Raw genomic sequence first — 12,475 nt, forward strand, 5'->3', positions numbered from 1 at the left:
AAGGGAGTGCCCGACATGAACAGTGCCCGCAAAGGCTCACTCAGCCTGCTGGCCGGCGCGATGCTGCTGGCCTCGGCAGGTGCCTTCGCCAGCGTGGAGCCGGCCAAGCCAGCAACCACGGCGAAAGAGCTGCAACAAGCCAAGACGTATACCGTCAGCAGCGCACCGACCGAGGCGCTGAACCTGGCCGCGCCGACACTGCCTGACATCTCCGGCTACACCGCCGAAGCCGCCGCCGCGAAGATCGTTCGCAGCAAAGCGGGCAAGGTCAGCGTGCGCCGGATGATGCAGGAAGACGCCCTGAAGGACTTCATCGGCGGCGACAACAAGATGGCTGAATGGGTGGTGCGTCAGCACGGCATTCCGCAGGCGATCTTCGTCGACGACGGCTACATGAACCTCAAGGATCTGGCGAAGAAACTGCCCAAGCAGTACTTCAGCGAAACCGCGCCGGGTGTGTACCTGGCCAAGTTGCCGATCGTGGTTGGCCGCAAGGGCATCCTCGACATCGACGGCCAGACGCAGGAATTGCGCCTGTCCCAAGAGGCCGGGTCGTTCCTGGTCAACGACGGTCAGCTGTTCGTGCGTGATACCAAAATCACTGGCTGGCGCGAGAAGGAAAACGGCCCGGCCACCTTCCGCTCGCCGAAAGAATTCCGCCCGTTCCTGCTCGCCTGGGGCGGTACCGAGACTTACATCGTCAACAGCAAGATGGCCAGCTTCGGCTACGCCAACAGTAAGTCGTACGGTGTGAGTATTTCCCAGTACACGCCGAACATGGCCAAGGTCCTCAAGCGCGCCGAGCCGACTGGCTGGATCGTCGGTTCCGAGTTCTCGGACATGTGGTACGGCTTCTACTGCTATGAAACCCGCGACTTCGTGGTCAAGGGCAACACCTACAAAGACAACATCGTCTACGGCATCGACCCGCACGACCGTTCACACGGCCTGATCATTGCCGAGAACACCGTTTACGGTACGAAGAAGAAGCACGGGATCATCATTTCCCGCGAAGTGGACGACAGCTTCATCTTCAACAACAAAAGCTACGACAACAAACTCTCGGGCCTGGTGATCGACCGTAACAGCGTCAACAACATCATTGCCTACAACGAGATCTACAAGAACCACACCGACGGCATCACCCTCTACGAGTCTGCCGACAATCTGCTGTGGGGCAACAAGGTCATCAGCAACAAGCGCCACGGCATCCGCATTCGTAACAGCGTGAACATTCGCCTCTACGAAAACATCGCCATGGCGAACGGTCTGACCGGCGTCTACGGCCACATCAAAGACCTGACCGACACCGACCGCGACATCGAGCTCGATCCGTTCGATGCGCAGGTGTCGCTGATCGTGGTCGGCGGTGAACTGGCGGCCAATGGCAGCGGCCCGCTGTCGATCGACTCGCCGTTGAGTGTTGAGCTGTATCGCGTATCGATGCTGGCGCCGACCAAATCCAGCGGCATCAGCTTCAACGGCATCCTGGGCGAGCGCCAGGATGAAATTCTTGACCTGCTGGTGCGCCAGCAGAAAGCCGTGCTGATCGACCCTGTCGAACGCCAGACCGAAATGCAGGACTGAGGATAATTTTATGCACCCACACTTGATCAAATTACTCAGCCTGTCGGCCCTGACCATGGGCATTCTGGCGGCCAGCAATGGTGCCCGCGCAGATGAAGCCAGCGCCGTCACGCCGCCCAAATTCACCGCTGATCCGTGCTGCAACCTGTGCCCGGAAGCGCATGACGCGAAGAACTACACCACGCGTTATCAGCAGAACTTCACCACGCTGGTACAGGCGCAAGGCGACTGGCTGTTCCGTACGCAAGAAGACCTGCGCACCGAATTCAACACCACCCCGGCCGGCTACAAACGCATGCAACAGCTGCACGATGCGTTCAAGAGCAAAGGCGTCGAGCTGGTGATTGTCTATCAGCCGACCCGAGGCCTGGTGAACCGCAACAAGCTCAACCCGCAGGAAAAAGCCGCGTTCGATTACGAGAAGGCGCTGGGCAACTACAAGACCATGCTCGGCCGTTTCGCCAAGATGGGTTACGTGGTGCCGGACTTGTCGCCGCTGACCAATGAATCGCTGCCAGACACCCTGCCCGCCCACGACTTCTACTTCCGTGGCGACCAGCACTGGACACCATACGGCGCACAGCGCACGGCAAAAATCGTCGCCGAGAAGGTCAAGCAGATCCCGGCCTTCGCCGACATTCCCAAGCGTGAGTTCGAGACCAAGAAGTCCGGCCGCATGGGCAAGACCGGCACCTTGCACAACATGGCCGGACAACTGTGCGGTACCAGTTACGCGATCCAGTACATGGACCAGTTCACCACCGAGCCGAAAGGCGAAGCGGGCGACGGCGACCTGTTCGGTGATTCCGGCAACCCGCAAATCACCCTGGTCGGCACCTCGCACAGCGGCAAGAACTACAACTTCGCCGGTTTCCTCCAGGAGTCGATTGGCGCCGACATCCTCAACGTCGCGTTCCCGGGCGGTGGTCTGGAAGGTTCGATGTTGCAGTACCTGGGCAGCGACGAATTCCAGAAAACCCCGCCGAAAATTCTCATCTGGGAATTCTCGCCGCTGTATCGCCTCGACCAGGAAACCATCTACCGCCAGATGATGGCGCTGCTCGACAACGGCTGCGAAGGCAAAGATGCACAGATGACCGGCAGCGCCACACTGAAGCCGGGCAGCAAACAAGAACTGCTGGTCAACAGCAAGAACCTGAACCTGCAGAACAGCAGCCATCAGGTCGACATTCGCTTCGCCGACACCTCGGTGAAAACCCTGCAAGCCACCCTCTGGTACATGAACGGTCGCCACGAGGACATCAAGATCGAGAAGCCGGAAACCTCCGACACCGACGGTCGTTTCGCCTTTGAGTTGCGCACGGACGAAGACTGGGCCTCGCAGAACCTGCTGGCAGTCGAAGTCCAGGGCCCGGAAGCGGGCGCCGCGCCACAGAAAGTCGAAGCGAAAATCTGCAAACGCAACGTATTCCCGGGCGCTGGGCAACAAACCGCTCAGGTCGGGCAATGAGGTCTGCTATGCGAAATCCGAAATTGAAAACTCTTTTAGCGCCGACGCTGCTCGGGCTGGCGATCTTCGCCGGCACCGCGCAGGCCGCCGCGCCATTGCGTCCACCTCAGGGCTATTTCGCCCCGGTGGATAAATTCAAGACTGGCGACAAAAGCGAAGGCTGCGATGCAATGCCGACGCCGTACACCGGCGCGCTGCAGTTTCGCAGCAAATACGAAGGCTCGGACAAGGCTCGTTCGACCCTGAACGTGGAGTCGGAAAAAGCCTTCCGCGACACCACCAAAGACATCACCACGCTGGAACGCGGCACCGCCAAACGCGTGATGCAGTTCATGCGCGACGGTCGCCCGGAGCAGCTCGAATGCACGCTCAACTGGCTGACCGCGTGGGCCAAGGCTGACGCCTTGATGTCGAAAGACTTCAACCACACCGGCAAGTCGATGCGCAAATGGGCGCTGGGCAGCATGGCCTCGTCGTACATTCGCCTGAAATTCTCCGACTCGCATCCGCTGGCGCAGCATCAGCAGCAAGCGCAGTTGATCGAGGCGTGGTTCAGCAAAATGGCCGACCAGGTCGTCAGCGATTGGGACAACCTGCCGCTGGAAAAAACCAACAACCACTCGTACTGGGCTGCCTGGTCGGTAATGGCGACGTCCATCGCCACCAACCGCCGCGACCTGTTTGACTGGGCAGTGAAGGAATACAAGGTCGGCGTGAATCAGGTCGACGCCGATGGTTTCCTGCCGAACGAACTCAAGCGTAAGCAACGCGCCCTCGCCTACCACAACTACGCCCTGCCGCCGCTGGCGATGATCGCCAGTTTTGCCCAGGTCAACGGTGTCGATCTGCGTCAGGAAAACAACGCCGCGCTGAAGCGTCTGGGTGATCGGGTGTTGTCGGGTGTTAAAGACCCGGATGAATTCGAGAAGAAGAATGGCAAAGAGCAAGACATGGACGACCTCAAGGTCGACTCCAAATTCGCCTGGCTCGAACCGTTCTGCACCCTCTACACCTGCCCGGCCGATGTGATCGAGAAGAAGCGCGATATGCAACCGTTCAAGACCTTCCGCCTTGGCGGGGATCTGACCAAGGTCTACGACCCGTCCCATGAAAAGGGCAACAAAGGTTCGTAAGACCAGACGCAAAACCTGTGGGAGCGAGCCTGCTCGCGAATACGGTCTGACATTCAAAAGTGATGTCGACTGACACGACGCTTTCGCGAGCAGGCTCGCTCCCACAGGGGTCAGTGTCAGGTTTAGAGATTTGTGAGTTGGCCCTCCGGTTTTTCGGTGGGGGGTTTGGGGGGGCTTTGGCCCTTGACTGTTGGTTAAAACTGGAGAGATCGGGATGGTATTTTCATCCAACGTGTTCCTGTTTCTGTTCTTGCCGATCTTTCTCGGCATGTACTACCTGAGCGGAATTCGTTATCGCAATCTGCTGCTGCTACTCGCCAGCTACGTGTTCTATGCGTGGTGGCGGGTGGACTTCCTGGCGCTGTTCGCTGCCGTCACGCTGTGGAACTACTGGATCGGCCTGAAAGTCGGTGCTGCCGGCGTACGGACCAAACCGGCGCAACGCTGGCTGTTGCTCGGCGTGGCAGTGGATCTGTGCATCCTTGGCTACTTCAAGTACGCCAACTTTGGTGTCGACAGCATCAACGCGATGATGACCTCGGTCGGTCTGTCGCCGTTCATCCTGACCCACGTGCTATTGCCGATCGGTATCTCGTTCTACATCTTCGAGTCGATCAGCTACATCATCGACGTGTATCGCGGTGACACCCCGGCGACGCGCAACCTGATCGACTTCGCGGCCTTCGTGGCGATCTTCCCGCACCTGATTGCCGGCCCGGTTCTGCGTTTCCGCGACCTCGCCGACCAGTTCAACAACCGCACGCACACCCTCGACAAGTTCTCCGAGGGCTGCACGCGGTTCATGCAGGGTTTCATCAAGAAGGTCTTCATCGCCGACACCCTGGCGGTAGTTGCCGACCACTGCTTCGCCCTGCAAAACCCGACCACGGGCGATGCCTGGCTGGGTGCGCTGGCGTACACCGCGCAACTGTATTTCGACTTCTCCGGTTACAGCGACATGGCGATTGGTCTGGGCTTGATGATGGGTTTTCGCTTCATGGAAAACTTCAAGCAGCCGTACATCAGTCAGTCGATCACCGAGTTCTGGCGTCGCTGGCACATCAGCCTGTCCACCTGGCTGCGTGACTACCTGTACATCACCCTCGGCGGTAACCGTAAAGGTACGTTGATGACCTATCGCAACCTGTTCCTGACCATGCTTCTGGGTGGTCTGTGGCACGGCGCGAACATCACCTACATCGTCTGGGGCGCCTGGCACGGCATGTGGCTGGCCATCGAGAAAGCGCTGGGCCTGAACACCTCGCCACGCAGCCTCAACCCGATCCGCTGGGCCCTGACTTTCCTGCTGGTGGTGATGGGCTGGGTGATCTTCCGCGCAGAGAACCTGCACGTTGCCGGTCGCATGTACGGCGCGATGTTCAGCTTCGGCGAATGGTCGCTGTCGGAACTCAATCAGGCCAGCCTCACCGGTCTGCAAGTGGCCACTCTGGTGGTGGCGTACGTGACGCTGGCGTTCTTCGGCCTGCGTGACCTGTACACCAATCAGCCACCGGTCAAGGCCAAACCTGAAGTCAACGTCGAGGCCGACGGCCCTGCCACTGCAACTCCAGGAATGATCAAAGCGGTGCCCGGCGACAACCCGGCAAGCATCCACGAGCCAGGCTACACCGTCGGCGTCGAAGCCCAGGTGCAACCGGCCTACTGGACCGCTGACTGGTCGCGCTACGCAATGCGCGCCGTGATTCTGCTGCTGTTCATTGCCTCGATTCTCAAACTCTCGGCGCAAAGCTTCTCGCCGTTCCTTTACTTCCAGTTCTGAGGGATCTGACATGACCCGCTCATTACGCATCTTCTACATCGCCCTGTTCCTGGTGACCCTGCTGGTCCTGGGTCTATGGTCGGTTCGCAGCTTCTTCGGCTTCAGCACCAACGCCGAAGCGACGGTGCTCAACGGTCGCTGGACCAAGGCTGTGGAGACTCATTACGACGAAGAGTTTCCGATCAAGCGCCTGGGTACCAATCTCTGGGCCGCGCTGGATTTCAAACTGTTCAACGAAGGTCGTCCGGGCGTCGTGCTCGGTCGCGATCAATGGTTGTACAGCGATGAGGAATTCAACCCGATCGTCAACGAAGAGCTGAACCTGCAAGGCAATTACGCGCTGGTCGAAGGCGTGCGCCAGACCCTCAAAGACAAAGGCGTGAAACTGGTGATGGCGATCGTGCCGGCCAAGGTTCGTCTGTACCCGGAGCACCTGGGTGAAGTGAAACCGGCGAGCATTCACGCCAACCTTTATGAGGACTTCCACGCACGGGTTGCCGCGGACAAGATCCTTGCACCCGATCTGCTCAAGCCATTGCAACAGGCCAAGCAGAACGGTCAGCAAGTGTTCCTGCGCACCGACACTCACTGGACCCCAGAGGGTGCCGAAGTTGCCGCCAACACCCTGGCCAAGACCATCGCCGACAAGTTCCCGCTCAGCGGCGAGCCGCAGCGTTTCGTCACCACGCCGGCGGAAAAGGTCACGCACAAGGGCGATCTGCGTCTGTTCCTGCCGCTTGATCCGCTGTTCGAAAACCTGATGCCGGCGCAAGAGCCGCTGCAAAAGCGCAACACCGTAGCCGCTGGCGAACAACCTGCCGGTGACGACGCCCTGTTCGCCAACAGCGAAGTACCGGTCGCGCTGATCGGCACCAGCTACAGCGCCAACCCGAACTGGAACTTCGTCGGTGCGCTGAAACAAGCGCTGCATAGCGACGTCGTGAGCTACGCCGAAGACGGCCACGGCCCGATCCTGCCGATGCTCAGCTACCTCAAAAGCGATGACTTCAAGAACAGCCCGCCACAAGTGCTGATCTGGGAGTTTCCTGAACGTTATCTGCCTGTGAACAACGAAATCGGTGACGCCGACCCGCAGTGGGTCGCAGAGCTTAAACAAGCCGGCGCACGCCAACAAAACGTAGCTGCAAACACTAAATCCGAGACGCCCGACCGGGCGCAAAACTGAAAGAGAGGTACACCATGACTTTCACTACTACTCCTCGCCGTCTCGCTAAAAGCTTCGCTCTGGTTGCTGGCCTCAGCGTGCTTTCCGTACCTGCCTTCGCGGGTGGCGATGCTGCCCTTTACGGCCCTACGGCGCCAAAAGGCTCGAGCTTCGTGCGCATCTATAACGCCAGCAACGCTGAAGTCAGCGCCACCGTTGGCAGCACCAACCTGAGCGATGTTGCGCCACTGGCCAGCAGCGACTTCAGCTTCATGCCGGGCGGCGACTACAGCGCCAAGGTCGGCAGCCAGACCCTGCCGGTGAAACTCGCCGGTGATCACTACTACACCCTGGTCAACAACGCTTCCGGCGCGCCGCAACTGATCGAAGAGCCGCCGTTCAAGAACAAGCAGAAATCCCTGGTGCGCGTGCAGAACCTCAGCGACAAGCCGCTGACCCTGAAAACTGCCGACGGCAAGACTGAAGTGGTCAAAACCGTTGCGGCCAAGGGCCGTGGCGAACGTGAAATCAACCCGGTGAAAGTCAGCCTGGCGCTGTACGAAGGCGACAAGAAAGTCGGCGACGTGAAGCCGGTCGCTCTGGAGCGCGGTGAAGCGGCGGTGCTGTACGTCACCGGTTCCGGCAGCAGCCTGTCGCCAGTCTGGGTGAAACGCCCGGTATCGACGCGCTAATCAATTTTCCGAACTGACCCGGCTCCCTGTGGGAGCTGGCTTGCCAGCGATGCAGACACCGCGGTTCTGCAGATGCACCGAGGTGATGCCATCGCTGGCAAGCCAGGCTCCCACAGGGACCGAGGTGAGAGTTCGGGTACGAAACAAAAACAAGAGTGAAACGACACAGCGTTCGTGGCTCTAACCCAATCGATTTTATGGAGTAAACAATATGATTCCGGTGATCTTGTCAGGTGGTAGCGGCTCACGTCTTTGGCCGCTTTCGCGCAAGCAGTTCCCTAAGCAATTCCTCGCCCTGACCGGCGAACACACGTTGTTCCAGCAAACCCTGGAACGCCTGGTGTTCGAAGGCATGGACACCCCCATCGTGGTCTGCAACAAGGATCACCGCTTCATCGTCAACGAGCAGTTGGCCAACCGCAAACTCGAATGCCAGCGCATCCTGATGGAACCGTTCGGCCGCAACACTGCGCCAGCCGTGGCGCTGACCGCGATGATGCTGGTCAATGAAGGTCGTGACGAACTGATGCTGGTGCTGCCGGCCGACCACGTGCTGGAAGACCAGAAAGCCCTGCAACGTGCATTGGCCCTGGCCACCGTCGCTGCCGAAAACGGCGAAATGGTGCTGTTCGGCGTACCGGCGACCAAACCGGAAACCGGCTACGGCTACATCAAGTCCACCGCTGATTCGCTGCTGCCCGAAGGCGTCAGCCGCGTCTCGCACTTTGTCGAAAAACCTGACGTCAAACGCGCCACCGAGTACGTCGAATCTGGCGGTTACTACTGGAACAGCGGCATGTTCCTGTTCCGCGCCAGCCGCTTCCTCGAAGAGCTGAAAAAACACGATCCGGACATCTACGACACCTGCCTGCTGACCCTTGAGCGTAGCGCGCAGGATGCCGACACCGTCACGCTGGACGAAGCCACTTTCGCCTGCTGCCCGGACAACTCCATCGACTACTCCGTCATGGAAAAAACCCAGCGCGCCTGCGTCGTGCCGCTGACCGCCGGCTGGAGCGATGTTGGTTGCTGGTCGTCGCTGTGGGAAGTCAACGAGAAGGACGCCAACGGCAACGTCACCAAAGGTGATGTGGTGATTCAGGACAGCAAGAACTGCATGATCCACGGCAACGGCAAACTGGTGTCGGTGATCGGTCTGGAAAACATCGTTGTGGTCGAAACCAAGGACGCGATGATGATTGCCCACAAGGACAAGGTCCAGGGCGTCAAGCAGATGGTCAACACCCTCAACGAGCAGGGCCGCAGCGAAACGCAGAACCATTGCGAAGTCTATCGTCCGTGGGGTTCATACGACTCGGTGGACATGGGCGGGCGTTTCCAGGTCAAGCACATCTCGGTCAAACCGGGCGCGTGCCTGTCGCTGCAAATGCACCACCACCGCGCCGAACACTGGATCGTGGTCAGCGGCACCGCCGAAGTGACCTGCGATGACAACGTGTTCCTGCTCTGCGAAAACCAGTCGACCTACATCCCGATCGCCTCGGTGCATCGCCTGCGCAACCCGGGCAAGATCCCGCTGGAAATCATCGAAGTGCAATCGGGTTCGTACCTGGGTGAAGACGATATCGAGCGCTTTGAAGATATCTACGGCCGCTCCACCCCGATCGAGCGCGGCGTGTCGGTGAAAACCATCGCGCAGTAAATCGATCCGCAAGACAAGAAGTCCTCGCCCAACCCACTGCGTCCCCTATCCGCAGCAGGTTGGGCTTTTTTACGACCTTCACGCCACATTACGATTTACAGTCGTAGCTTTCGAATGCCATTTACCGACTTTCACTGCCCCCGGGATCTTGATTTCAAGTGTTCCGTGGAACGACTTGTCGAGACTGTCCAACATTGTCCGTGAATTCATTCTTCCTACTTGCACCGGACTGATTCCAGAATTGCCTAACAGCACTGCCTTCAACTCTTTCAACCGGCCTTTTATCATCGGAACTGCGCTCATATCGGATGAGTGTTTCGGATCGAGCACATCCGGAGAAGCAAAAAACTCAAGGCTATCAAAGCTGTCGCCAAATGCTTCCTTGAGCCCCCTGTCGTCCTCAAGGTCATACTCTGCGAAATGCGTCATGCCCGCGAGAAATCTGCGCTCGTTCACCTCTCCGTTTATGGCCAAAAGAAAAAAGGTAAATCCCATATTTCCTGCCTTGGTCCAATCCTTCTCGCTGGTATTCCCACTTTTTCCGCCCAACTTCATCTTCTGACTAATGACCAGAGAAAAATTTGACTTGATCTCCATATGAGACGGCACCGCTCCTTTGTTTTCGCGATTATAAGAATAGTGGCGCAAGGAAAATCGCAGAGGCGTGGTTTTTTCAAGTACCGCAGGTGATGCCTTCGCTGTCTTGAACTTCAGTTTGCCTTGGGTGATTTCGCTCATCATTGTGTAAGGCAGCACTCTGTCGGTGTCACTGTAATTTTCCTTGAACGACTCAAATATATCGATTGCGGTGCCTACCGCCGATTCAGATACGGGCTTCTCTCCATATTCGTCAGAAAACGTCAGCGGATTATTGCGAACCATTCGAAAAAGATTGAGGCCATCTGCCTCTACTCCCGCCGGGTCCGGATTAAGCCAGCGCTGCAACCACGGCATGTAATAGCGATAACCGTAGTAGTACAGCCCCGTCGCATCCCGCTCCTTGCCCGAATAACGTAGGGTTTTGTAACTGACTTCGGTGTCCTTGCTCCACGCCGTCTCGCCAAACGGGAGAAATGTTTCCTGACTGATGATGCGGGCATCCTCGCCCAGCTCCAGACTGGTCGAGCCCAAATGATCAGTATGGCTGTACCGATAGAGGTCGTTGGCGCCAGTCGGTGGTGCACTGTCCCAATGTAAAACCTGTACGGAATTGAGACCGCCCTCGGCGCTGATGACTTGCAGTTGTGCTGCGCTGCTACGGTCACTGCGCAATTCCAGTCCCGGTAAATAGCGTACTTCGCCGACGACGCCGCGAGAGTTTGTCTGCAATGAACGCGTCTTGCGCACCCGCTGTCCGCCACCGTCGTAAACGTATTGCTCGATGTCATTGAGCCCACTGACCCGCTCCACCGGCGTGACCGACTGCAACTCATTACGCAGACCCCACGTCAACGAGCGCCCTGCTTCCAGCGTCCGCAGATTTCCACGGGGATCGAACGCCGCGGCGATTTCCTCTTCCGTGGGCGGTACGTCGTTGCGATAAGGCAGACAGCGATTGCTGCATCGCGCGGCTTTGAGCTTTCGTCCGCTGCGCATACCCACATGCTTGAGCTCAAGCAGGTTGCCGGATTCGTCGTAGCGATAGCTCTGGCGGTAATTGCTCAACGCCGCCGGATCATTGCGATCCAGAGACTCTGGCCCCTGACTCGCGGCCCCCGCCTCCCACCCGGTTGCCTCGCTCAATTGGTACAGACTGTCGTACGTAAACCGACTGATGGGGTCGATGCGCTGATTGGCGAAATAACGAATCGGCAGTGCCTTGTCCTCGATGCTCAGCACGTTGCCCACCCGGTCATATTCGTAGCGAAGAAGCTGCAACGCCGTGCCGTTGGCCTTTACAGCACTGCGCTCAAGCAGGCGACCATCTTCGGGCCGATAGGTCAGTGCTGTCAGCACCCCGTTGCCCGCCAACTCCTGCGTGACTTGTCCGTCAGCGTTGTGGGCTATGTCAGAGACCAGCGTTTGCGGCCCGGTTTGATGTTTCAGTTGCAGATGACTGGCGCGCAGACGGCCATCGAGGGTGAACTCGCTGAAATGCCGATTGCCCCGCGCATCGACCTGTTCGATCACCTGGCCCTGTGGCCCGAAACGCCATCGGGTCGTTGCGCCCTCGCCGGGCTCCAGCAACCGTGCCCGTTCATCAATCGGTTCGGGCCAATCCGGCATACCGGGTTGCAGGGTTGCAGGGTGAAATGTCGGCTGTTTTCGCAGCATTGGCCGCTGATGGAAAAGCTTTCGAACAGCAGACTGCCCGCCGGATCATCATGGCGAAGCAACTGGCCGAGCTGGTTGCGGGTCGGGTCAGCCGCATCGGGCTGGCCATACATGAAGCGTTCGACGCATAGCCGAGGTTGCGATTCGCCTTCTTCAAACACCGCCAACGGACGCAGCATCAGATCGTGTTGTGTTTCGCGACGAGTGCCACGACTGTCCCAATCGAACAGCACGTGCGCCCCCACACCGTGCAAGGCGATCTGCATGCCGGCATCAACGCTGTCCGAGCGCAGCACCTGGCCGTTCAGCAAATACACCGAAGTCAGATTCGCCGGAGTCAGCGGATCGCTCATGTGCAACGACCATAAACGTGGATCCCACTGGGCGACAGCGCGCCCGGCTACGTCATGCAACGTGCGGTTGATGCGGGTTTGAGCAGGTTCAACCACCTCGGTGCGGCAATAGTCGACCGTACGAACCGGCAACCCACGCGGGTCGTGCGCCGAAAGCGTCGGTGTTCTGCTGTGCACGTTCATGTGGTTTGCTCCGCACGGTCGCGACGTCCTTTTCGTCTGTCGGCATCAAAGCAGTCGGACGGCATGAATGCCTACTGTCAGAAATTACAGTTCCGACCAACGGTGCATTCGCTTGCGCAACGAATGTCTATTGGGGCGTCCCTTAGGTAGGATGGTGCGCAAGAGTTCAAGGAG

7 protein-coding genes and 1 pseudogene are annotated in these 12,475 nt (G+C 58.6%); 7 read left to right on the forward strand and 1 reads right to left on the reverse strand.

Annotated elements, in window-relative coordinates; translation table 11 throughout:
- The first annotated feature begins 15 nt into the window (after window positions 1-15).
- The 7 genes from algG (at window position 16) to IEQ42_RS03405 (ending at window position 9,491) form a co-directional block, all read left to right on the forward strand.
- Window positions 16-1,587: a mannuronan 5-epimerase AlgG gene (gene algG, locus IEQ42_RS03375; RefSeq protein WP_210702543.1), complete on the forward strand. Its 1,572-nt coding sequence runs from the start codon at window positions 16-18 to the stop codon at window positions 1,585-1,587.
- Window positions 1,588-1,597: 10 nt separating this feature from the next.
- Window positions 1,598-3,058 (forward strand): alginate O-acetyltransferase, encoded by a 1,461-nt coding sequence (locus IEQ42_RS03380; RefSeq protein ID WP_210702544.1) that lies wholly within the window; start codon window positions 1,598-1,600, stop codon window positions 3,056-3,058.
- Window positions 3,059-3,066: 8 nt separating this feature from the next.
- Window positions 3,067-4,191: a mannuronate-specific alginate lyase gene (locus IEQ42_RS03385; protein ID WP_210702545.1), complete on the forward strand. Its 1,125-nt coding sequence runs from the start codon at window positions 3,067-3,069 to the stop codon at window positions 4,189-4,191.
- Window positions 4,192-4,405: 214 nt separating this feature from the next.
- Window positions 4,406-5,971 carry an MBOAT family O-acyltransferase gene (locus IEQ42_RS03390; protein WP_150594969.1) on the forward strand — a complete coding sequence of 522 codons (1,566 nt, stop codon included), beginning with the start codon at window positions 4,406-4,408 and terminating at the stop codon, window positions 5,969-5,971.
- Window positions 5,972-5,981: 10 nt separating this feature from the next.
- Window positions 5,982-7,157, forward strand: a complete 1,176-nt coding sequence (locus IEQ42_RS03395) for an alginate O-acetyltransferase (RefSeq protein ID WP_210702546.1) — start codon at window positions 5,982-5,984, stop codon at window positions 7,155-7,157.
- 14 nt (window positions 7,158-7,171) lie between these two features.
- On the forward strand, window positions 7,172-7,828 hold the full coding sequence (locus IEQ42_RS03400; protein WP_042557747.1) for an alginate O-acetyltransferase AlgF: 657 nt from the start codon (window positions 7,172-7,174) through the stop codon (window positions 7,826-7,828).
- 211 nt (window positions 7,829-8,039) lie between these two features.
- Window positions 8,040-9,491 (forward strand): mannose-1-phosphate guanylyltransferase/mannose-6-phosphate isomerase, encoded by a 1,452-nt coding sequence (locus IEQ42_RS03405; protein WP_210702547.1) that lies wholly within the window; start codon window positions 8,040-8,042, stop codon window positions 9,489-9,491.
- Between the two features lie 78 nt (window positions 9,492-9,569).
- On the opposite strand, the pseudogene IEQ42_RS03410 reads toward IEQ42_RS03405, so the two are convergent.
- Window positions 9,570-12,301, reverse strand: a pseudogene (locus tag IEQ42_RS03410) (RHS repeat domain-containing protein).
- Between the last annotated feature and the right edge of the window lie 174 nt (window positions 12,302-12,475).

It is taken from the genome of Pseudomonas iridis (genome assembly GCF_017980685.1).
GTDB lineage: Bacteria > Pseudomonadota > Gammaproteobacteria > Pseudomonadales > Pseudomonadaceae > Aquipseudomonas > Aquipseudomonas iridis.